The organism is Nitrospirillum amazonense (assembly GCF_007828045.1).
Taxonomy (GTDB): domain Bacteria; phylum Pseudomonadota; class Alphaproteobacteria; order Azospirillales; family Azospirillaceae; genus Nitrospirillum; species Nitrospirillum amazonense_C.
Genome location: NZ_VITN01000015.1, coordinates 104392 through 124830, shown reverse-complemented (window position 1 = coordinate 124830; position 20439 = coordinate 104392). Strand labels below are relative to the sequence as shown.

The following is a 20439-nucleotide window of genomic DNA, read 5'->3' as shown; positions in this document are numbered from 1 at the left end:
CCTATGCGTTGCGGTGCAGCATATCAAATGCCGCCCGCTGATCTTGATCAGGGGCGCCTGGGCACTTGCTCGCGGGGAATGGGAAGCGCGGGTGGGAAGCGGCGGCGGTGGCGCCGGCCGCTTCCCCGGCGGTCAGGGCAGGCGGCCCCGATGGACGGTTTCGGACAGGGGACGGCGAGGGCTGGGGAATTCACGGGCGCGCAGCGGTTCCGGCAAGGTGGCCGGATCGCCCTTGCGGCCGATGGCCACGGCCGCCTCGACGCGGAAGCGATCGCCGGCCCCGGTCACCTCGGTGGCGCGCGCGCGGTCGAAGCCTGCCATGGCGTGGGTGTGCAGTCCCAGCTTCTGCGCCTGCAGGGCCAGAAGGGCCCAGGCGGCACCGGCATCGAAGCTGTTGGTCGTGGCCGGCACCGGTTCGGTCTGGCCGGGCGCCAGGAACAGGGTATCGGACAGGACGAACAGCAGGACGGAGGCGTGCTGCACCCAGGCGGCGTTGCGCGGTACCAGGGCGGACAGCAGCGCCTCCCATTCCGGGGTGTCGCGGTGGGCGTAAACGAAGCGCCAGGGCTGGGCGTTGAAGGCCGACGGCGCCCAGCGCGCCGCCTCGAACAGGGTGGCCAGCGTCGCGTCGTCCAGCGTGGACCCGTCGAAGGCGCGGGGCGACCAGCGCGCCAGGATGTCGGGGTCGATGGGGTGGTCGGCGATGCGCTCAGGTACGTCCGTCGTCATGTCCGGGAAAGCCTCCATTCAATGGCCGGGCGCAAGAGCCCGGCGCGGTCGCTGAATCATGGAGACTTATCATTCCCCGACGCCGGACGTACATGGGCCCAGGTGACCCTTCAGCCACGCCCGCGCGCCTGCCAGGCCATGGAAATCATCCAAAGCCCGCACGTCGGCGGTGGGCAGGGCCGCCGCCGCCATGTCCGCCAGGGCGCGGCCGGGCCCCAGTTCCAGAACCGTGGTCACGCCGCGTTCGGCCAGGGCCTCCAGCACGGCCGCCCAGTCTATGGTTTCGGCCAGCTGCGCGGCCAACCCGGCCAGCGCCTGGCCCGGCCGCGTCACCAGCGTGGCGCCGCTGGCGGTCATCAGGCGCAGGGCGGGGGCTTGGGTGGGTGTCGCCGCCAGAGCCGCGGCGAAGGGTGCCACCGCGCCGGCCAGGCGCGGCGTGTGCGAGGCGACGCGCACGCTCATCGGGCCGGCGCGCGCGGCACCGGCGTCCAAGGCGGCGGCGCAGAAGGCCTCCGTCGCCGCCCGGGTTCCGCCGACGATGAACAACCGGCCGGGGTTGACGATGGCGATGGCGCAGTCGAACCGCCGGGCCAGCCGCTCCACCGTTTCGCGCGCCAATCCCCGCACATGGGCAAGCTGGTCGTCCGGTCCGCCGGCCAAGTCCATTGCCTGCGCCCGCCGGTCAACCAGCGCCAGGGTGTCGGCGGGCGGCCACACGCCGGCGATGCCCCAGGCCGCCATTTCGCCCACGCTGTACCCCGCGACGATGGTCTCCGGTGGCGCCCCGTCCGGGAACAGGGCGGCCGCGGCGGCCAGGGCGCGGGCCACGCACAGCAGTTGCCCCTCCCGGTTGGCGTGCAGCGCCTCCTCCGGTGCCGTCCGGCAGAACTCGGCGGGATGCGCGCCCAGCAGACGGGTGGCGGCATCCAGGATGGGACGCGCCGCCGGCTCATACGCCAGCAAGGCGAAGGTGCCGCGATCCTGCCGGCCCTGGCCGGAGCAGAGCAGGGCCAGGCTCATGATTCCAGCGCCTCGGTGAACAGCGCCATGGCCAGCAGGTCGGCGCAGCCGCCGGGGCTGAGATTGCGGGCGACGAAGTCGTCATGGATGGCCTTGGCCGCCCAGCGCCAGTGCCGGCATCCGACGCCGCCGTCGCGCAGGAAGCGCTGGGCCGCCGCCCGCGCGAAGGCCAGCCCGTCGACACCGCCGCGATACAGCAGGTTGCTGTCCTCCACAGTGGCGATCAGCGCCATGCAGGCATGGACGCGCGCGGCCTCCTCATCACCCGCCGCCAGGCGGCGCGCCTCGCGCAGGGCCGGGCGCGCGACATCATAAACGGACGGCATGCCGGCGGCCGCCTCTTCCCTGGCGCCGCCGGCGCGATAGCGGCGCGCCACGATGCCGCCATGGCTGGCGGTTTCCTGCGGTGTGGCGGTGATTTCGCGGCCCCAGCGCGCGGCGACCAGGGTTCCCAGGGTTTGTCGCCAGTCGCAGGCCCCGGCCAACCCCGCCGCCGCCGCCAGCAGGCCCAGGCCGAAAATGGCCCCGCGATGGGTGTTCACATTACCGGTGGCCTGGCGCATCGCCGCCTCCGCCTCCAGCCCGATCAGGCGCAGGCGGGCCATGCCGGCGTCGGCGGCACCGGCCTCGGCCAAGGCGACGAAGTACGGCTCCAGCGTCCGGGCGCTGAGGCGCAATAGGGCCGCATCCATGTCCCGGTGCGCGCCGGTGTCGATATGGCTGACCAGGCCGGGTTTGGGCCAGGTCTCCACTTCCAGGATCAGGGCCCGCGCCGCCTGCCCGCCGATCCAGTCCGGGCTGGTGCGGTGTTCAGGGTGCAGGATGGGGGAGGCCGGCCGGGCCGGTGCTGTCTGCGGCATCGTCATGGGAACAGCGCCTCCCGGGCGACCAGGGCCGGCCCGGATCGGGTCTTGGCCAGCAGGTGCGGGGCGTCCGACAGCCACTCCCGCCATTGCACGGCGGCGCCATCCCCGGATACCAGTTCCGCGTCCAGGCGCATGGGGGCCCAGGCCGCGATGCCGCCCAGCACCGCCGTGATCCGGGCCGCGTCCGCGCCGCTGGCGCACGCGATCAGCAGGTCCAGGTCGGACGCATCGGTCAGATAGGGCAGGCCGGTCAGGTGCTGCCACGCCAGGCTGCCAAAACAGCGCCAGGACGGATCTTCGCTGAGCAAGGCCTCGATCACCGGCCGCCAGGCGGCGGGTGCCGAAGACCGGGCGTCGCGCAGCAGCGGTGGCGGCGCCACCCGGGCCACGGCGGCGGGCGGACAGGACAGGGTCAGCCGCTTGCGCCCCATGCCCGGCGGCAAGGGCAGGCCCAGCGGGACGGTGCCATCGGGGTCCGCGCAGACACGCTGCCGGAAGATGGCTGGACGGCCCAAATCCGCCCAATCGGCAACCTCCTCCACCAGGCCGGCCACCTGGCCGCGCCACGCCTCGGGGGACAGGTGGACCAGGTCGTGGCGGCGCAGGGCGGCGGGGTCAACCATGGGCCAGCGCCAGCCGTTGCACTTCCTGCGCGATCGCGGCTGCCTTCACCCGGCCGCCTCGTTCCAGGCCCCACCCCGCCCGCCCGTCATCATCCCGGGTGGCGGCCAGTAGCGCCTTCAACTGATCGCACAGCGGCCGCGCCGGGTCCCATATCTCCGCGATGGCGCCGGTGGCGAACAGGTTGTCCAGGCCCGGCGCGAAAACGGGGGTGCCGGCCGCCTTCTCCTTCAACACGTCAAGCGACAGCTTGGTCACGCGCGCCATGGACGGCAGATCCATGACCTCGGGCCAGGCGCCGGGCAGGGCCACCAGCGATCCGCAGGCGAGGGCGGTGGCGATGAAGGCGCCGGCGGCGCTGCCGCCGTACAGCAGCCCGATCGTGCGGTGGCCCGCCTGTTCCGCCCGCCACAACGCCTTGGCCAGGTGGGCCAGAGTCTCGCTGAGGCCCATCAGCTCATCGCGGCGGCTCATCCGCTGGCTGCCGGAATCGACCAGGAACAACAGGGGCGCCGGGTCCGGCCGGTCGGCGATGGACAGGATGCGGCCGGCCAGCGCCAGGGCCTCGTCAACGCCGGGGTAGGTCTTGCCGCTGATGCCGACGACATCCACCGTGATCTGCGGATCAAGCCGGCCGTTGCCGCTGAGGAGGCCGCCCGCCTCCGTCACCTGGTGACCGGCCGGGAAAAGCGAGGAAAGGATGTCAACGGGCCGCATCGGCGCCCTCCCGTTTGCTGGTCGCGATGGTCAGGAAGGCGCTTGTGTCCAGGTCCGGCACCGTGGCGGGATGGGGAACGCCCAGCCGGGCCCAGACCTCGGCGCCATCGGCCGCGTCGCCGAAGCGCGCCAGCCGGCGTTCCAGCCGCGCCTGCTCGGCCGCCAGCACCGCCTGGTTGAGGGCGGCGGGCCGTTCCAGGGCCGCCACCGCGCCGGCGCGGAAGGCCGCGACGTCGTCATCGACGAACAGGTCGACGCCGCCGATCAGATAGCGATGCTTGCCCCCCATGGTGCGCCAGACCAGCGCCCGGTCGCGGGAATCGAACTCCTCCACGCCCTTGTTGGTCTCGATGACCTCCGGGCCTGAGACGGACAGCCGGCCCTGTTCGGAGATGACCAGGGCGGAGCAGCAGCCGGCGATCAGGCTGCCGCCGCCGTAGCAGCCGGCGCGACCGCCCAGCAGCCCGATGACGCGCACGCCCTCGGCCCGGGTCTCCAGCGTGGCGCGGATGATTTCCGAAATGGCCAGCTCGCCGGCGTTGGCCTCCTGCAGGCGTACGCCGCCGGTGTCGAACAGGATGACCACGTCGCGCTTCATCTGGCGGGCGGCACGCAGCAGCCCGGTCAGCTTGGCGCCGTGCACTTCGCCGATGGCGCCGCCCATGAAGCGGCCCTCCTGCGCGGCCGCCAGAACGGGCCGGCCATCCAGCTTGCCGTTGCCGACGATGATGCCGTCGTCCAGCTGGTGCGGCAGGTTGAACAGGCCCAGATGCGGGCTGAACTCCCGCCGCTCGGGGCCCAGGAATTCGGTGAAGCTGCCGGGGTCCAGCAGGTGGGCCAGGCGGCCCCGGGCCGACTCCTCATACCAGCTGTGGCGGGTGGGGGAGGGACTGGTCATTCCGGCTTCTCCATCAGGCGCACCCCCTGGGCCAGGCGCAGCGCCACCGTGTCCGGCCGCGCGCCGCCGTCGTTGATTGTGATGCGCAGCCCGCCCGCCGCCATGCGGGCGGCGAAGTCCGCCGTCACCGCCTGCCAGAGGGCGGCGAAGCCGTGGGCCGGGGTGGCGATGTCGATGACGCACCGGTCGGGCGCCTCCCCCCGTTCCAGCAGCACTTCCAGATTGCCGGAGGCGACGACGCCCACCAGGGCGACGGCGCGGGTGCCGCCGGCAGGCCCGGTGGTGCTGAGTTCGTAGCGCAGGTTTTCCATGGGGCGGGGCCTCACCAATTGCGGAAGCGGCTGGGCGGCCGGTAGAGCCCGCCCGAGGCGATCATCAGGTCCTTGATGGAATGGGCGACCAGCAGGCCCCGGTCGGCGTCCAGCGGATCGATGCCCAGATCTTCGGGGCGCTGGATGACTTTGCGTTGGCGCAGCCGTTCCACCATCTTGCGGTCGCGGGCACGGCCGACCTCGGTATAGCCGGCGACGCCGCGAATGGCCTGTTCCCGTTCATCCTTGTCACGGCACAGCAGCAGGTTGGCGATGCCTTCCTCGGTGACGATGTGGGTGACGTCGTCGCCGTAGACCATGACCGGCGCCAGATCCAGGTCCAGCTTGTCGGCCAGCTCCAGCGCGCCCAGGCGCTCCACAAACATTGGCGCGTTGCCGTCGCCGAAGGTTTCCCCGATCTGCACGACCAGCTTGCGACCGCGCCGCAGCGGCGGGGGACCGTCCGGATCCGCCTCCTGCCCGGCGCGCAGCCAGGGGGCGCTGGGATGGCGGCGGCCGCGGGCGTCCGATCCCATATTGGGCGCGCCGCCGAACCCGGCGACCCGGCCGCCGGTGACGGTGGAGCTGTTGCCCGCCAGGTCGATCTGCAGGGTGGAGCCGATGAACATGTCGCAGGCGTAAAGGCCGGCGGTCTGGCAGAAGGCCCGGTTGGACCGCAACGACCCGTCGGGACCGGTGAAGAAGATGTCCGGCCGGGCGCGCATGTAGTCTTCCATGCCCACTTCGGACCCGAAGCAATGGATCTGCTCCACCCACCCGCTTTCAATGGCGGGGATCAGGGTGGGGTGGGGGTTCAGCGCCCAATGGGTGCAGACCTTGCCCTTCAGGCCCAGCCGCTCACCATAGGTGGGCAACAGCAGTTCGATGGCGGCGGTGTTGAAGCCGATGCCATGGTTCAGCCGGCGCACGCCGTAGGGGGCGTACAGTCCCTTGATGGCCAGCATGGCCGTCAGGATCTGGGTTTCGGTGATGGCCGCCGGGTCGCGGGTGAACAGGGGCTCGACATAGAAGGGACGGCCGGCGTCGACCACGAAATGAACCTGATCGGCCGGAATGTCGACGCGCGGGACCTGGTCGACGATCTCACCCACCTGGGCGATCACCAGGCCCTTGCCGAAGCTGGTGGCCTCCACGACGGTGGGCGTGTCTTCCGTGTTGGGGCCGGTATACAGGTTGCCGTCCTTGTCGGCGCTGACCGCCGCGATCAGCGCCACCTGGGGCGTCAGGTCGATGAAATAGCGGGCAAACAGCTCCAGGTAGGTGTGGACGGCGCCCAGTTCGATCTGGCCGCCGAACATCATGCGCGCGATCCGCGCCGACTGCGGGCCGGAGTATGAGAAGTCCAGCCGCCGGGCGATCCCGGTTTCGAAGATGTCCAGATGCTCGGGCAGGACCACGCCCGACTGCACCATGTGCAGGCCGTTGACCTTGGCCGGATCCACCTTGGCCAGCGCCTTGGCCAGCACGTCCGCCTGCTTCTGGTTGTCCCCCTCCAGGCAGACCCGGTCGCCGGGGCGCAGGATCGCCTCCAGGAAGGTGATGAGGTCCTGGGCGGCGACGATCTTGCCCGTGGCCAGGCGCTGGCCCGCTTCCAGCCGCGCCTGTCTGTCCCGGCCCTTGGTGTTCCAATCCCGCATGATCGACCTTCGTATGCGCAAGGTGGATTTGTCGAGGTCAATGTATCCTCAATTGCGAAAAATTCAATATCGTGTATTTTTAAAACTGCGGACCGAGAGAGTCTGCATGCACGGGAGGGATATGATGGCGGCTTTGCGTTTTGATCGACCGGTGTGCGGGGGAGGTCGCCCATGACCATCTCCGGTGTGGCGCTGCTGGCCATCTGCACCCTTCTGGGCGGCTTCCTGGGCGACCTGCTGGGGTCGGCCCTGGGCGTCAAGGCGAATGTCGGCGGTGTGGGCATCGCCATGTTGCTGCTGATCGCCGCGCGGCTGTGGCTCACCCGCCGCGGGTTGATGACCGCCGGCGTCAAGTTCGGGGTCGAGTTCTGGGGCGCCCTCTACATTCCCATCGTGGTGGCCATGGCGGCCCAGCAGAACGTGCTGGTGGCGGCGCGCAGCGGGCCGCTGGTGCTCATCGCCGGTGTGGCCGCCGTGCTGGTCTGCTTCGCCACCGTCGCCCTGATCAGCCGTATCGGCAAGAAGGGGGAAACCATGGATGAGATCGAAGCCAAGGCCAGGGCGCGCACGCCGTCCGCCGGCGAGCCCACGGTCTGACGGAGGACGGTCATGGAAATCCTGAAGCACGCGCTGTCCGCCAACGCGCTGTTGACCGCGTTCGCCGTCGTCGGCCTGGTGATGTGGCTGTCGAACGCGATTTCGAAGCGTCTTCTGTTCGGCCGGGTCCACGGCTCGGCCATCGCCATCGTCATCGGGCTTGCGGCCGCCTTCGCCGCCGGCCTGTGGACGGGCGGTGACAAGGGCGTCGTGGACATCCCGGTCTTCGCCGGCATCGGCCTGATGGGCGGTGCCATGCTGCGCGACTTCGCCATCGTGGCCACGGCGTTCGAGGTGGACGTGGTCCAGGCGCGCAAGGCGGGCGCGGTCGGCGCGCTGGCCCTGGCGCTGGGCACCATCCTGCCTTTCATCGTCGGCTCCCTCATCGCGGTCGCCTTCGGCTACACCGACGCCGTGTCCATCACAACCATCGGCGCCGGCGCCGTCACCTACATCGTCGGCCCGGTGACCGGGGCCGCCCTGGGGGCCAGCTCGGCGGTCATGGCCCTGTCCATCGCCACCGGCGTCTTCAAGGCGGTGCTGGTCATGGTCGGCACGCCGATCGTGGCCAAGGCCATCGGCCTGGACAACCCACGCAGCGCCATGGTTTTCGGCGGCCTGATGGGAACGGTCAGCGGCGTGTCCGGCGGGCTGGCGGCGACCGATCGGCGGCTGGTGCCCTACGGCGCCTTGACGGCCACCTTCCATACAGGTCTAGGTTGCCTTGTCGCCCCGTCGATCCTTTATCTTATCGTCCGGGGCATCGTGGGGGGCTGAGACATCATGAGCGCGGTCGTCGACCTGACGGAAGGCCTGTCCGAGGAACGGGCGCTGCTCTCGGACCGGATCCGTGACGCGCTGACGGACGAGATCGCCCGGGGCGACCTGCCCGCCGGGATGCAACTGGACGAGCAGGATCTGGCTGACCGGTTCGGCGCCTCGCGCACGCCCGTGCGCGAGGCGTTGCGCCAGCTGGCCGTCAGCGGCCTGGTGGAGATGCGTCCCCGGCGGGGCGTGGTCGTGACGCGCCTGACGCCCGAGCGCATCATGGACATGTTCGAGGCCACGGCGGAGATCGAGGCCATGTGCGTGCGCCTCGCCACGCATCGCATGACTCCGCTGGAACGCAGCCGCCTGATGCGGTTGCACGGGGACTCCCTGGAGATGGTGCAGCGGGGCGACGTCGATGCCTATGACGCCTTCAACCGGGAATTCCACGAAACCCTTTACCGGGCCACCCACAACAGCTTCATGGCGGAACAGGCGATGGCGGTGCGCAAGCGGCTGAACGCCTTCCGCCGGACCCAGCTGCGCCACGGCGACCGCATGGCCCATTCCCGCCAGGAACACGACAGCGTCATGGCCGCCATCGCCGAGGGGGATGGGGAGACGGCCGCCCGCCGCATGCGCGCCCACATGCTGAACGCGGCCACGGCGCTGGAACGCTATATCGGGGAACATATCGGCCAGGTGTCCAACGATCCCGGCGGTGCCGGCGGGCGGTGATAGCCGGTACCCGGCATGGCCTCGTCCAGCCGGGCGCCGCGGGCCAGAATGTCCGATCGTCTTTCCACTGGAATGCCGGGCCATGCTCACCGGCCGCAAGCGGGCCTGAAGCCTCTTGGAAGCGGGGCGCGGTCTTGACGACCGCGCCCTCACCCCCTGCGCCCCTATCCGACCGAGCGCCGCTTCACCAAGGCATACAACGCCGGGATCACCAGCAGGGTCAGGACGGTGGAGGAGACCATACCGCCCACCATGGGCACGGCGATGCGGCGCATGACCTCGGAGCCCGCGCCGGTGCTCCACAGGATGGGCAGCAGGCCGGCCATGATGGCCACCACCGTCATCATCTTGGGCCGCACCCGCTCCACGGCCCCTTCCAGAATGGCGGCCCGCAGGTCGGCGGCTGACGCCGGGGCGCCCTCCAGCCCCCGCCGGGCCAAGGTGGCCGACCAGGCGTGGTCCAGGTAGATCAGCATGACCACCCCGGTCTCCGCCGCCACGCCGGCCAGCGCGATGAAGCCCACGGCCACCGCGACGCTGATGTTGTAGCCCAGGGCCCACAGCAACCAGGCGCCACCCACCAGGGCGAAGGGCACCGACAGCATGACGATCAGCGTTTCCGTCAGCCGACCGAAGTTCAGGTACAGCAGCATGAAGATGACGCCCAGCGTGGCGGGGACGACCAGGGCCAGCTTGGCCTTGGCCCGCTGCAGATACTCGAACTGCCCACTCCACTCCAGCCGGTAACCGGGCGGCAGGGTGACCTTGGCCGCCACGGCCCGCGCCGCCTCCGCCACATAGCCGCCCACGTCGCGGCCATGCATGTCGACGTAGACGTAGCCGACCAGCTGCGCGTTCTCGGTGCGGATGGACGGCGGGCCCTGGGTGAGGGCCACCCCGGCCAAGTCGCCCAGCGGCACCATGGCGCCGTTGGGCAGGGGCACCAGCACCTGGCTGGCGATGGCCTGCGGACTGTCCCGCAGGTCGCGGGGATAGCGGACGATGACGCCATAGCGCTCCCGCCCCTCCACCGTCGTGGTCACCGTCTCCCCACCCAGGGCCGTGGCCACCACCTGCTGCACGGCGTCGATGCCCAGGCCATAGCGGGCGATGCGGTCGCGGTCGGGCGTGATCTCCAGGTAGTGCCCTCCGCCCAGGCGCTCGGCATAGGCGCTGGTGGTGCCGGGCACGCCGCGCACCGCCGTCTCCACCGCCGTTGTCAGCCGCTCCAACACCGCCAGGTCGGGACCGAACACCTTGACGCCGACCGGTGTGCGGATGCCGGTGGACAGCATGTCGATGCGGGCCTTGATGGGCATGGTCCAGGCGTTGCTGACCCCTGGCAATTGCAGGGCCTGGTCCATTTCACGCACCAGGCCGTCCAGGGTCAGGCCGGGCCGCCAGTCGGCCTGCGGCTTCAGGGTCACCACCGTCTCGCTCATCTCCAGCGGGGCGGGGTCGGTGGCGGAGGCGGCACGCCCCGCCTTGCCATAGACGGATGCCACCTCGGGGAACGACTTCAGGATGCGGTCCTGCGTCTGCAGCAGGTCCGCCGCCTTGGTGACGGAAATGCCGGGCAGGGTGGCCGGCATGAACAACAGCGTGCCCTCGTTCAGGTCCGGCATGAACTCCGACCCCAGGCGCGACACCGGCCAGGCCGTGGCCGCCAGGGCCAGCACGGCCGCCAGCACCGTCATCTTGGGCCAGCGCAGCACCAGGGTGATCAGCGGACGATAGGCCGCGATCAGGGCGCGGTTCAGGGGGTTGCGCGCCTCCGGCACGATGCGCCCGCGCACGAAGAACAGCATCAGCACCGGCACCAGGGTGACGGACAGCAGGGCGCCGCCGGCCATGGCGAAGGTCTTGGTGTAGGCCAGGGGCTTGAACAGCCGCCCCTCCTGCGCCTCCAGCGCGAACACCGGCAGGAAGGACGCGACGATGACCAGCAGGCTGAAGAACAGCGACGGCCCCACCTCCCGCGCCGCCGCCAGCAGGGCGGGGGCGCGGGGTTCGCCTGGGGCCAGCCGCTCGACATGCTTGTGCGCGTTCTCGATCATGACGATGGCGGCGTCCACCATGGCGCCCAGGGCGATGGCGATGCCGCCCAGGCTCATGATGTTGGCGCCAATGCCCAGCGGTCGCATGACCGCGAAGGCCGCCAGGATGCCGATGGGCAGGGTGATGATGGCGACCAGGGCGCTGCGCACATGGAACAGGAAGACGACGCAGACCGCCGCCACGATCAGGCTTTCCTCCAGCAAGGTATGTTTCAGCGTCTCGATGGCCCGGTCGATGAGATCGGATCGGTCGTACACCGCCTTGAGGGTCACGCCCTCCGGCAACGCCGGCAGCAGTTCCGCCAGCCGCCGCTTGACGCTGGCGATGGTGGTCAGGGCGTCGGCGCCGTCGCGCTTGATGACGATGCCGCCCACGGCCTCGCCCCGGCCGTCCAGCTCGCCGATGCCGCGCCGCTCGTCCGGTCCCAGTTCCACCCGGGCCACGTCGCGCAGCAGCACGGGGGCGGCCCCGGCGGCGTCGGCCTTCAGCACCACCCGTTCCAGGTCGCCGGCGTCGCGGAGATAGCCCCGCCCGCGCACCATGTACTCGGTTTCCGCCATCTCCAGCGTGCGGCCGCCGACATCGCGGTTGGAGGCGCGAACGGCGTCCGACACCGCCGACAGGGGGATGCCGTAGGCCTGCAGCTTGCGGGGATCGACCACCACCTGATACTGGCGCTCGAACCCGCCCAGCGCCGCCACTTCGGCCACGCCGTCGGCCTTGGCCAGCTGGTAGCGGACCAGCCAGTCCTGAAGGCTGCGCAATTCGGCCAGCGTGCGGCCGGCCCCCTGCACCACGTACTGATAGACCCAGCCTACGCCGGTGGCGTCCGGCCCCAGCGAGGGCGTGGCGCCGGCCGGCAGCCGCTTTTGCGCGACGTTCAGATATTCCAGCACGCGGGAGCGCGCCCAGTAGAGATCCGTCCCCTCCTCGAACACCACATAGACGAAGGAGACGCCGAAGTTGGAAAAGCCGCGCACCACCTTGGACCGGGGCACCGCCAGCAGGGCGGTGGACAGGGGATAGGTCACCTGGTCCTCCACCACCTGCGGCGCCTGGCCGGGATAATCGGTGTAGACGATGACCTGGGTGTCGGACAGGTCGGGCAGGGCGTCCAGCGGCGTGTGCCGCAAGGACCAGGCGCCCAGCGCGGCGATGAACAGGGTGGCCGCCAGCACCAGCACCTTGTTGGCGGCCGACCAGTCGATGAGGCGGGCGATCATGGCTTGCCCCCCCCGTTGGACGTGCCCCTGTCGGACGTGCCCCTGTTGAACGTGGAGGTTGGGCTGGTCGTGAAGGCCTCCAGGGCCGCCTTCAGGTTGCTTTCCGCGTCGATCAGGAAATTGGCGCCGACCACCACGCGGTCACCCTTCCGCAGGCCGTCGCGCACCTCGACCTTGCCATCGCCCCGTACGCCCAGGTGGACGGCGCGCGGCTGGAAGCGGCCGTCGCCCAGATCCAGCAGCACCGTCTGCCGGCCGCCGCCGTCCAGGACGGCGGAGTCCGGGATCACCAGCGGGGGTCCGCCATCGCCGCCGGCGCGCGGGGTATCTATGGTCACGCTGGCGTACATGTCGGCCAGCAGGGCGCGGTCGCGGTTGGGCAGAACGATGCGCACCCGGGCCGTCCGCGTTTCCCGGGACAGGGTGGGGTAGATGAAGTCCACCACCCCGTCGAACCGGCGGCCGGGATAAGCCGCCAGGGCGGCGTGGGCGGCCTGGCCGGGGCGGACCAGGCCGACCTCGCGCTCCGCCACCTCGGCCACCAGCCAGACGCTGGACAGGTCGGCGATGCGGTACAGCGGCTCGCCGGGCCCCGCGCGCATACCCGCCACCACCGGCTTGTCGATGACCACGCCATCCGCCGGCGCCCGGATCGGTATCCGGCTGGCGGCCTCGCCGCTGCGCTGCAGCCGCGCGATCTCCTCCGCCGGGATGTCCAGCGCCTTCAAACGCGACACGGCGGCGGACACCAGGTCGGCCGCGCTGCCGTGACCCATGTCCGCATGGCCGTCCGAGGCCAGTGACCGGGCCAGCAAGTATTCTTTCTCCGCCGTCAGCAGGTCCGGAGCGTAAAGCTGGGCCATCACCTGCCCCCGCCGCACGGTGTCGCCGGTGGCGGCCACGGCCAATGTCTCCACCCAGCCCTCCGCCCGGGTGGTCACCACGATCTGGCGCCGTTCATCCAGGGCGATGGTGCCGGTCGCCTGCACGGTGCCCGCCAGGGCCGGCACCTCCTCCACCGGGGCGGTCCTCACGCCCAGGGTCTGCAGCTTGCCGGGGGCGACCCGCACCGTGCCCGCCGGCTCGGCCCCATCGGCGTAGACCGGCATGTAGTCCATGCCCATACCGTCCTTCTTGGGCACGGGCGAGGTGTCCGGCAGCCCCATGGGGTTGCGGTAGTACAGAACCTTGCCCTTGTCGGCGGGGACCTGGGGCGAAGTCTCAGCCTGGGCCGCCTGGGTGGCGGCGAGGGCGAGGACCAGGCCGATAAGAAAACGGGCGCGGGTCATAGCGGACCTCCCACCAGACGTTCCAAGGCGGCCAGGGCTTTTTGACCCTCGACCTCGATGCGCAGCAAATCCAGGCGGGCCTGGTGCAGGCGGTGCTCCGCGTCCAGCACGGCGGCCAGGCTGCCTTGCCCCCGGCCATAGGCGGCCAGGGCGGCGTCATGGGCGCCGCCGAGGTCTGGCAGCAGCTGCGCCCGGTACACGCCGGCCTGCTGGCGGGCGGCGTTCAGCGCCGCCAGCGCCTCGGCCAGGTCGCCTTCGATGTCCGCGGCCGTGGCGGCCAGGCTTTGCTGGGTGGCGTTGGCCTTGGCCACCGCCTGGCGTTCCTTCGCCCGCTTCGGCTCCGCCTGCAGGGGGATCTTGAAGCCGACGGTGGCGGTATAGCCGGTGGGGCCGTTGTCGCGCTGGATGGCGCCCACCGCCAGGGTCAGGTCGGGGTACCAGGCCTTGGCGGCTAGGCGGCGTTCTTCCTCGGCGCCGCGCACCTCCGCCAGGCCGGCCGCCAGGCGGGGATTGTCGGCCTGGGCCCGGTCGGCCAGCACCGTCAGGGGTGGGGTGGACACCGGCAGGGGACGGCCGCCGGAGGGCTCGGCCAGGGCCGTATCCGCCGGACGCGCCAGCAGGGTGTTCAGGCGCGCGGCGGCGGCGCGGCGGTCGGCGGTCAGCCGGGCGTTCTCCACCTCCGTGCGGGCCGCTTCGGCGGCGGCCGTCAGGGCGTCGCCCTGGCTGCCCAGGCCTTGGCCATAGCGGTCGGCCGCGTTCTTGGCTATCTGGCGATCCAGGCGCAGGACGTCGTCGTTGACGGCCAGGGCGGCCGACGCGGCGGCGTACAGGGCGAAGGTGCCCTTGATGCGCTCCGCCAATTCCAGGCCCGCCGCCCGTTCCCGGCCCCGCGCCGCGTCCACCGCCGCCAGGGCGGCGCTGCGGCGCAGGTCGCGCTTGCCCCACAGGGGGAACTCCTGCTCGACCGTGATGTAGGTCTTGTTGATGCGGGGGCCGCTGGTGCGGTCCACCTCGTCGGAATTGACGCGGAAGGTCGGGTCGTCCAGCGCGCCGGCGGCGGAGGCCTCGGCATCGGCCGCCGCGGTTTCCAGCGCGGCGGCCTGCAGGCTTGGGTTCAGGTGCCGGGCGGCGTCCAGCAGGCCGTCCAGGTTGGCGCCCAGCGCCGGGACGTCAGGGGTGGGGATGATATCCGCCCGCGTGCCGGACGCGAGCATGAGGGCCAGCGCCGCCACGGCGGTGGCCGTGCGGGCATGGGTGTATCGGGTCATGAGGGTTCCCTTCCCGAAAGGGTATCGGGGCCGGCATGGCGATGCCGGCGGCGTGAACGGGCCTCGGGCGTCGATGCCCGAGGCGACAAGGGCACCCTCAGGGTGCCCCGCTCACGCGACGATGGGAGGGAAGGGTTCCGGCGTGATGGACAGGCCGGCCATGGCGGTTGACGGCTGCCAGAAGAAGGCGTCACCGAAACCGGCCGGGGCCACGGGCTGGCCGGTCCGCTCCGGCAGGAGCGAGAGGCCCAGGCAACCCATCTGCTTGAGACAGGCCGCGTTCAAGCCGTGGCAGGGTCCGCCCTTGGCCGGTGTGCCGGCGGAATGGACCATGGGGCAGTCACCGGGCATGGCCGCGGCCGTCACGGTGGGGGGCAGGTCCACGGGCATGGCCTGAACCGTGATGGCGCCCAGGAAGGACAGCACCAGGAAGGCCAGAACCAGGCCGCGCAGGCACGCCGCCACCCTGCCCAGCCGATGGGCGGGAAAGGCAGGCGTCTTCCGCGAAGGGGGAAGTGGGCGGCGCGACATGCCGCTAGAGGTAGGCCACGCGGGCCAGAAATGCAATGCGGCATGCGAGAGGCGTCTGTAGTTTCCCGCGGCAAGCGGACCATGAATGCCTTCCCAAACCGTCCTCCCTCCCGGCCCGCTACGTTAAACGCCCCATACCCGGTTCCCTCTCCGGGCCCTAGCCTTTGCCCCGTGGTCGCCGCGTCCATGGCGGCGAAAGACCAAAGCGAACGGGAAGGGGATGGTGATGAGGGGGATGTACAAGCCGGTCGGTCTCGCGGCCCTGCTGCTGGCGGCGACCAGCCTGTCGGCGCCGGCGACGGCCTGGGCCGCCGACACGGTGAAGGTGGGCGTGCTGCAGTCGCTGACCGGCACCATGGCCATCAGCGAGGTCACGGTGAAGAACGCCGAGATCCTGGCCATTGAGGAGATCAATGCCGGCGGCGGCGTGCTGGGCAAGAAGATCGAGCCGGTGGTGGAGGACGGCGCGTCCGACCCCGCCATCTTCGCCCAGAAGGCGACCAAGCTGGTGCAGGACGGCGGCGTGGTCACCGTCTTCGGCGGGTGGACCTCGGCCAGCCGCAAGGCCATGCTGCCGGTGTTCCAGAAGCTGAAGAGCCTGCTGTGGTACCCGGTGCAGTTCGAGGGCAACGAGTGCTCGCCCAACATCATGTATTCCGGCGCCCAGCCCAACCAACAGATCCTGCCAGCCCTGCAATGGGCGGTGGAGAAGGGCTACAAAAGCTACTTCCTCATCGGGTCGGACTACGTCTTCCCCCGCACCGCCAACCTGATCCTGAAGAAGCATATCGATGCCGATAAGCTGAAGGTGGCGGGCGAGGAATACGTGCCCCTGGGCGGCACCGATTTCAGCGCCGTCATCGCCAAGGTGCAGGCGGCCAAGCCCGACATCATCTTCAGCACCCTGAACGGCGACAGCAACGTCAGCTTCTTCAAGCAGATGGCCGCCGCCGGCCTGCCTTCGGCCAAGCTGCCCGTCATGTCCTTCAGCATCGGCGAGCAAGAGGCCGTGGCCATGGGCCCCAGCCTGGTGGAGGGCAGCTACGCCGCCTGGAACTATTTCCAGAGCCTGGACGGGGCCGCCAACAAGAAGTTCGTGTCGGCCTACCAAGCCAAGTTCGGCGCGGGTGCGGCCGTCACCGACCCCATGGTCCATGGCTATGTCGACGTCTACGCCTGGAAGGCGGCGGTGGAAAAGGCCGGCAGCTTCGATCCGGAGAAGGTGCGGGCGGCGGCGGTGGCGCTGGACTATCTCGACACCGCCATGGGCAAGGTGAAGTTCGCCGCCAACCAGAGCCTGGTGCAGACCGGCTACATCGGCCAGCTGGACCCCACCGGCCAGTTCAAGATCATCTGGCAGTCCAAGGGCACCATCGATCCTGACCCGTACGATCCCCTGGTCTTCCCGGGCAAGAAGTGCCCGGCGAGCTGATGAAAACGCCAACGGCAAGGGGCGGCGCCCCTTGCCGTTGTAGGGCGCGACCGCGTCCGCCGGAGATTTCCGGGGAGCGTCAGCGGACTGGAAATCGAGGATAGCCAAGGCCACGGACGTGGCCGCCCGGCGTGTGAGGGAGCAAACACCATGACTCACTGGCCTTTGATCGCCGGCCAAGTCTTCAACGGGTTCAGCGTCGCCTCGCTGTACGTGCTGGCGGCCCTGGGCCTGGCGCTGAGTTTCGGCCTCATGCGCGTCATCAACATGGCGCATGGTGAGATGCTGATGCTGGGTGGCTACCTCGCCTACCTGACCTTGCAGGTGGTGCCGGGGCCGCTGGGCATCCTGGCCGCTATGCCCGTCGCCTTCCTGGGCGCGGCGGCCGTGGGCGCGGTGCTGGAGACGACGCTGATCAAGCGCCTGTCGGCCCGGCCGCTGGACACGCTGCTGGCCACCTGGGGCGTCAGCCTGATCCTGCAGCAGGCCGCCCGCAACATCTTCGGCGCCATCGGCGTGGACGTGCGGGCGCCGGAATGGCTGAACCACGCCTACACGGTCCCTTCCGGCCTGCTCGAGGGCCTGACCATTCCCGCCACCCGCCTGTTCATCCTGGCCGTGGCCTTCGCCGTCATGGGCGCGCTCGGCCTGCTGCTGGCCCGCACGCGCATCGGCCTGCTGGTGCGCGCCGTGAACCAGGACCGGGGCATGGCGGCGGCGGCGGGCATCAACGTGCGGGCGGTGGACCTCTCGGTGTTCTGCCTGGGCACCGGCATCGCCGGCCTGGCCGGCGTGGTGCTGGCCCTGCTGGGCCCCGTCACCCCCAATGTCGGGCAAAGCTATGTCGTGCCGGCCTTCCTGGTGGTGGTGCTGGGCGGCCTGGGCAGCCTGAAGGGCACGGCCATCGCCTCGCTGATCGTGGGGCTGTTCTCGGCGCTGGTGCAGATCCTGGTCGATGTCAGCCTGGCGCAGGTGCTGCTGCTGCTGTTCGTCATCGGGTTCATCCAGTTCCGTCCCCAGGGGGTGGTGGCCGTGCGGTCCCGCGCGCTGGACGCGTGAGGCGCCAGATGAAGGAGGACGGCATGGACATGAGCATGCGCAAAGAGACGCCACTCCCGGGACTGCTGCCCGGCGTCGCCCTGGGCCGGCCTTTGGCACTGTCGCTGGCGGTGGTGGCCCTGGCCGCGCTGGCCCCCTGGCTGGTCTCCGCCTATGAGCTGAACCTGCTGGCCCGCTTCCTGGCCATGGCGCTGCTGGCCATGGGCCTGGTGCTGGTGTGGGGCCAGGGCGGGGTGCTGAGCCTGGGCCAGGGCGTGTTCTTCGGCCTGGGCGGCTACGCCATCGCCATGCACATGAAGCTGGCGGCGCTGGCCGACGGCGACCTGCCCGACTTCATGGTGTGGAGCGGCCTGGACGCCCTGCCCTGGTGGTGGGTGCCGTTCAAAAGCCCCCTGGTCGCCATCCTGGGCGTGGTGCTGGTGCCGGGCGCGCTGGCGGCCCTGTTCTCCTGGGCGGTGTTCCGGCGGCGGGTGGGCGGCGTCTATTTCGCCCTGATCACCCAGGCGCTGGCGCTGGCCTTCGCCACCCTGCTGATCAGCCAGCAGCCCTCCACCGGCGGCTTCAACGGCCTGACGGATTTCCAGACCTTGATGGGCGTGGAACTCGGCACGCCGGCGGCGGCGCATGGCCTGTACTGGCTGACCCTGGCCCTGGTGGTGGGGGTGTTCGTGGCCCTGCGCGCCCTGATGGCGTCGCGCTACGGCCTGCTGCTGCGCGCCATCCGGGATGGCGAGAACCGCATCCGTTTCCTGGGCTACGACCCCACGCCGTTCAAGGTGGTGGCCTTCACCATCGGCGCCGTGCTGGCCGGCCTGGCCGGCGCGCTGTTCACCCTGCACGCTGGCGTGGTGTCACCGGCCCTGGTCGGCGTGGTGCCGTCCATCGAGATGGTCATCTGGGTGGCGGTGGGGGGCCGCAACAGCCTGGCCGGCGCCGTCGCCGGCACCCTGGCCGTCAACCTGGCCAAGGACGGCGTCAGCAGCGCCTTCCCCGACCTGTGGCTCTACGCCCTGGGCCTGGTATTCGTGCTGGTGGTCACCCTGCTGCCCGGCGGCCTGGCCGGCCTGGTGGCCGATGCCGGCGCCACCCCTTGGGGGAAGCGTCTGAAATCCTTTATCGTTGGAGGATCGAAATGAACGCGATGGCGGCCACGGCCCACCACATCGGCACCACCGCGCCCGCCAGCCCCTTGTTGCTGGCCGTGGATGGGGTGACGGTGGACTTCGACGGGTTCAAGGCCCTGAACGGCTTCAGCCTCACCTTGGACCGGGGCACCCTGCGGGTGCTGATCGGGCCCAACGGGGCGGGCAAGTCCACGCTGTGCGACACCATCATCGGCCGGGTGCGGGCCACCAGCGGCCGGGTGATCTTCAAGGACCAGGACATCACCCATTTGCCGGAGCATGAGATCGTGCGCCGGGGCATCTGCCGCAAGTTTCAGACGCCGGGCGTGCTGCCCGGCCTGTCGGTGGTGGACAACCTGATGATCGCCGCCCGGCGCGACCGGCGCTGGTGGTCGACCTTCCGCCACGGCGTGGCGGCGGAGGAGAAGGCCCGCGTGGCCGAAATCCTGGAAACCATCGGCCTGGCCGACCGCGCCGCCGCCCCGGCCGGCCAGCTGGCGCATGGCGAGAAGCAATGGCTGGAGATCGGCATGGTGGTGGCGACGCGCGCCGACCTGCTGCTGCTGGATGAACCCACGGCCGGCATGGGCCCGGCGGAAACCAGCCAGACGGCGGCCCTGATCCGCCGCCTGGTCGGGCAGCACACCGTGCTGGTCATCGACCATGACATGAGTTTCCTGGAGCAGCTGGACGCCCGCGTCACCGTCATGCACCAGGGCCAGTTCCTGAAGGAAGGCAGCGTGGCCGCCATCCGCGCCGACGCGGACGTCGCCGCCGTGTATCTGGGCCGCACGAAGGGGGACACCCATGGCTGAACCGTTGCTGACACTTGACGGGGTGGCGACATCCTATGGCCAGAGCCAGGTGTTGTGGGACATTGACCTGGACGTGCCCGCCGGCGGCGCCGTGGCGCTGATCGGCCGCAACGGCGTGGGCAAGACCACCCTGCTGAAGACCATCATCGGCGCCCAGCGCCTGACCGCCGGCCGCATGACCTTCCATGGCCGCGATGTCAGCGCCCTGGGCCCCCACCAGCGCGCCCGCGCCGGCATCGGCTACGTCCCCCAGGGCCGCCACATCTTCCCCCACCTGACGGTGCGGGAGAACCTGGAGACCGGCCTGTCCGCCCTGGCCGGCCGCGGCGGCGGGGCGATGAAGGCGGGCGTGCCCGACCACATCTTCGACCTGTTCCCCAAGCTGGCGCAGATCATCAACCGCAAGGGCGGCGTGCTCAGCGGCGGCGAACAGCAGCAACTGGCCATCGGCCGCGCCCTGGCGGGCCAGCCCAGCCTGCTTTTGCTGGACGAACCGACGGAAGGCATCCAGCCCTCCGTGGTCCAGCAGATCGAGGACGCTCTGCGCCGCATCCGCGCCGACCTGGGCGTCACCGTCCTGATCGTGGAGCAGTACCTGGACTTCGCCTGGTCCTTCGCCGACAGCTACCGCGTCATGCAGCGCGGCCGCATCATCCGCGCCGGCAGCACGCGCGACGAGACGGCGGCGGAGGTGGCGCACCTGGTGAATATTTGAGA

Annotated in this window: 20 protein-coding genes; 8 read left to right on the top strand and 12 right to left on the bottom strand. The window is 70.7% G+C overall.

Features of this window, described 5'->3' with window-relative positions:
* Positions 1 to 132: 132 nt before the first annotated feature.
* The 8 genes from FBZ89_RS21105 to mdcA all read right to left on the bottom strand — a co-directional run bounded on the left by FBZ89_RS21105 (position 133) and on the right by mdcA (position 6820).
* Positions 133 to 729 (bottom strand): nitroreductase family protein, encoded by a 597-nt coding sequence (locus FBZ89_RS21105; protein ID WP_145751888.1) that lies wholly within the window; start codon positions 727 to 729, stop codon positions 133 to 135.
* A gap of 69 nt (positions 730 to 798) precedes the next feature.
* Entirely contained in the window at positions 799 to 1749 is a 951-nt protein-coding gene (locus tag FBZ89_RS21100) for an acyltransferase domain-containing protein (RefSeq protein ID WP_145751886.1), read from the bottom strand.
* On the bottom strand, positions 1746 to 2615 hold the full coding sequence (mdcB, locus tag FBZ89_RS21095) for a triphosphoribosyl-dephospho-CoA synthase MdcB (RefSeq protein WP_246172408.1): 870 nt from the start codon (positions 2613 to 2615) through the stop codon (positions 1746 to 1748). Before mdcB ends, FBZ89_RS21100 begins: the two co-directional genes overlap by 4 nt.
* Complete coding sequence (gene mdcG, locus FBZ89_RS21090; RefSeq protein WP_145751884.1) at positions 2612 to 3238, bottom strand: malonate decarboxylase holo-[acyl-carrier-protein] synthase; 627 nt, start codon at positions 3236 to 3238, stop codon at positions 2612 to 2614. Before mdcG ends, mdcB begins: the two co-directional genes overlap by 4 nt.
* Positions 3231 to 3953: a biotin-independent malonate decarboxylase subunit gamma gene (locus tag FBZ89_RS21085; RefSeq protein ID WP_145751883.1), complete on the bottom strand. Its 723-nt coding sequence runs from the start codon at positions 3951 to 3953 to the stop codon at positions 3231 to 3233. Before FBZ89_RS21085 ends, mdcG begins: the two co-directional genes overlap by 8 nt.
* Positions 3940 to 4851: a biotin-independent malonate decarboxylase subunit beta gene (locus tag FBZ89_RS21080; protein ID WP_145751881.1), complete on the bottom strand. Its 912-nt coding sequence runs from the start codon at positions 4849 to 4851 to the stop codon at positions 3940 to 3942. The genes FBZ89_RS21085 and FBZ89_RS21080 overlap by 14 nt, the downstream gene beginning before the upstream one ends.
* The gene (gene mdcC / locus FBZ89_RS21075; RefSeq protein ID WP_145751879.1) at positions 4848 to 5162 is read right to left on the bottom strand and encodes a malonate decarboxylase acyl carrier protein; all 315 of its coding nucleotides are present in this window, start codon (positions 5160 to 5162) and stop codon (positions 4848 to 4850) included. Before mdcC ends, FBZ89_RS21080 begins: the two co-directional genes overlap by 4 nt.
* Before the next feature lie 11 nt (positions 5163 to 5173).
* The gene (mdcA, locus tag FBZ89_RS21070; protein ID WP_145751877.1) at positions 5174 to 6820 is read right to left on the bottom strand and encodes a malonate decarboxylase subunit alpha; all 1647 of its coding nucleotides are present in this window, start codon (positions 6818 to 6820) and stop codon (positions 5174 to 5176) included.
* A gap of 171 nt (positions 6821 to 6991) precedes the next feature.
* Between mdcA and madL the strand changes: the two genes are divergently transcribed.
* The 3 genes from madL to FBZ89_RS21055 are packed head-to-tail and all read left to right on the top strand — an operon-like array spanning position 6992 to position 8923.
* Positions 6992 to 7417 (top strand): malonate transporter subunit MadL, encoded by a 426-nt coding sequence (madL, locus tag FBZ89_RS21065; protein ID WP_040846234.1) that lies wholly within the window; start codon positions 6992 to 6994, stop codon positions 7415 to 7417.
* A gap of 12 nt (positions 7418 to 7429) precedes the next feature.
* Positions 7430 to 8194, top strand: coding sequence for a malonate transporter subunit MadM (madM, locus tag FBZ89_RS21060; RefSeq protein WP_040846233.1), 765 nt, complete (start codon positions 7430 to 7432; stop codon positions 8192 to 8194).
* A 6-nt stretch (positions 8195 to 8200) separates the two neighbouring features.
* Entirely contained in the window at positions 8201 to 8923 is a 723-nt protein-coding gene (locus FBZ89_RS21055) for a GntR family transcriptional regulator (RefSeq protein ID WP_145751875.1), read from the top strand.
* Between the two features lie 164 nt (positions 8924 to 9087).
* Here FBZ89_RS21055 and FBZ89_RS21050 read toward each other — a convergent pair whose 3' ends face one another.
* From FBZ89_RS21050 to FBZ89_RS21035, 4 genes are all read right to left on the bottom strand, one after another.
* Complete coding sequence (locus FBZ89_RS21050) at positions 9088 to 12204, bottom strand: efflux RND transporter permease subunit (protein WP_145751873.1); 3117 nt, start codon at positions 12202 to 12204, stop codon at positions 9088 to 9090.
* The gene (locus FBZ89_RS21045; protein ID WP_145751871.1) at positions 12201 to 13493 is read right to left on the bottom strand and encodes an efflux RND transporter periplasmic adaptor subunit; all 1293 of its coding nucleotides are present in this window, start codon (positions 13491 to 13493) and stop codon (positions 12201 to 12203) included. The genes FBZ89_RS21050 and FBZ89_RS21045 overlap by 4 nt, the downstream gene beginning before the upstream one ends.
* Positions 13490 to 14761, bottom strand: coding sequence for a TolC family protein (locus FBZ89_RS21040; RefSeq protein ID WP_145751870.1), 1272 nt, complete (start codon positions 14759 to 14761; stop codon positions 13490 to 13492). Before FBZ89_RS21040 ends, FBZ89_RS21045 begins: the two co-directional genes overlap by 4 nt.
* A 111-nt stretch (positions 14762 to 14872) precedes the next feature.
* The gene (locus FBZ89_RS21035) at positions 14873 to 15226 is read right to left on the bottom strand and encodes a hypothetical protein (RefSeq protein WP_145751868.1); all 354 of its coding nucleotides are present in this window, start codon (positions 15224 to 15226) and stop codon (positions 14873 to 14875) included.
* Between the two features lie 292 nt (positions 15227 to 15518).
* Between FBZ89_RS21035 and urtA the strand changes: the two genes are divergently transcribed.
* The 5 genes from urtA (at position 15519) to urtE (ending at position 20437) form a co-directional block, all read left to right on the top strand.
* The gene (gene urtA, locus FBZ89_RS21030; RefSeq protein WP_246172406.1) at positions 15519 to 16724 is read left to right on the top strand and encodes an urea ABC transporter substrate-binding protein; all 1206 of its coding nucleotides are present in this window, start codon (positions 15519 to 15521) and stop codon (positions 16722 to 16724) included.
* A gap of 150 nt (positions 16725 to 16874) precedes the next feature.
* A complete protein-coding gene (gene urtB, locus FBZ89_RS21025) occupies positions 16875 to 17783 on the top strand; it encodes an urea ABC transporter permease subunit UrtB (RefSeq protein ID WP_145751866.1) in 909 nt (302 codons plus the stop codon).
* A 29-nt stretch (positions 17784 to 17812) separates the two neighbouring features.
* Entirely contained in the window at positions 17813 to 18919 is a 1107-nt protein-coding gene (gene urtC / locus FBZ89_RS21020) for an urea ABC transporter permease subunit UrtC (RefSeq protein WP_246172404.1), read from the top strand.
* Complete coding sequence (gene urtD / locus FBZ89_RS21015) at positions 18916 to 19722, top strand: urea ABC transporter ATP-binding protein UrtD (protein WP_246172402.1); 807 nt, start codon at positions 18916 to 18918, stop codon at positions 19720 to 19722. Before urtC ends, urtD begins: the two co-directional genes overlap by 4 nt.
* Positions 19715 to 20437 carry an urea ABC transporter ATP-binding subunit UrtE gene (urtE, locus tag FBZ89_RS21010; protein ID WP_145751862.1) on the top strand — a complete coding sequence of 241 codons (723 nt, stop codon included), beginning with the start codon at positions 19715 to 19717 and terminating at the stop codon, positions 20435 to 20437. Before urtD ends, urtE begins: the two co-directional genes overlap by 8 nt.
* Positions 20438 to 20439 lie beyond the last annotated feature (2 nt).

Excerpts from the sequence above, each read along its gene's own strand:
- FBZ89_RS21080 (WP_145751881.1), bottom strand. The coding sequence starts at position 4,851 with ATGACCAGTCCCTCCCCCACCCGCCACAGCTGGTATGAGGAGTCGGCC.
- FBZ89_RS21100 (WP_145751886.1), bottom strand. The coding sequence starts at position 1,749 with ATGAGCCTGGCCCTGCTCTGCTCCGGCCAGGGCCGGCAGGATCGCGGC.
- urtB (WP_145751866.1), top strand. The coding sequence starts at position 16,875 with ATGACTCACTGGCCTTTGATCGCCGGCCAAGTCTTCAACGGGTTCAGC.
- FBZ89_RS21085 (WP_145751883.1), bottom strand. The coding sequence starts at position 3,953 with ATGCGGCCCGTTGACATCCTTTCCTCGCTTTTCCCGGCCGGTCACCAG.
- madL (WP_040846234.1), top strand. The coding sequence starts at position 6,992 with ATGACCATCTCCGGTGTGGCGCTGCTGGCCATCTGCACCCTTCTGGGC.
- urtA (WP_246172406.1), top strand. The coding sequence starts at position 15,519 with ATGAGGGGGATGTACAAGCCGGTCGGTCTCGCGGCCCTGCTGCTGGCG.
- FBZ89_RS21105 (WP_145751888.1), bottom strand. The coding sequence starts at position 729 with ATGACGACGGACGTACCTGAGCGCATCGCCGACCACCCCATCGACCCC.
- mdcA (WP_145751877.1), bottom strand. The coding sequence starts at position 6,820 with ATGCGGGATTGGAACACCAAGGGCCGGGACAGACAGGCGCGGCTGGAA.
- mdcG (WP_145751884.1), bottom strand. The coding sequence starts at position 3,238 with ATGGTTGACCCCGCCGCCCTGCGCCGCCACGACCTGGTCCACCTGTCC.
- FBZ89_RS21055 (WP_145751875.1), top strand. The coding sequence starts at position 8,201 with ATGAGCGCGGTCGTCGACCTGACGGAAGGCCTGTCCGAGGAACGGGCG.
- madM (WP_040846233.1), top strand. The coding sequence starts at position 7,430 with ATGGAAATCCTGAAGCACGCGCTGTCCGCCAACGCGCTGTTGACCGCG.
- urtD (WP_246172402.1), top strand. The coding sequence starts at position 18,916 with ATGAACGCGATGGCGGCCACGGCCCACCACATCGGCACCACCGCGCCC.
- urtE (WP_145751862.1), top strand. The coding sequence starts at position 19,715 with ATGGCTGAACCGTTGCTGACACTTGACGGGGTGGCGACATCCTATGGC.
- mdcC (WP_145751879.1), bottom strand. The coding sequence starts at position 5,162 with ATGGAAAACCTGCGCTACGAACTCAGCACCACCGGGCCTGCCGGCGGC.
- mdcB (WP_246172408.1), bottom strand. The coding sequence starts at position 2,615 with ATGACGATGCCGCAGACAGCACCGGCCCGGCCGGCCTCCCCCATCCTG.
- FBZ89_RS21040 (WP_145751870.1), bottom strand. The coding sequence starts at position 14,761 with ATGACCCGATACACCCATGCCCGCACGGCCACCGCCGTGGCGGCGCTG.
- FBZ89_RS21050 (WP_145751873.1), bottom strand. The coding sequence starts at position 12,204 with ATGATCGCCCGCCTCATCGACTGGTCGGCCGCCAACAAGGTGCTGGTG.
- FBZ89_RS21045 (WP_145751871.1), bottom strand. The coding sequence starts at position 13,493 with ATGACCCGCGCCCGTTTTCTTATCGGCCTGGTCCTCGCCCTCGCCGCC.
- urtC (WP_246172404.1), top strand. The coding sequence starts at position 17,813 with ATGAGCATGCGCAAAGAGACGCCACTCCCGGGACTGCTGCCCGGCGTC.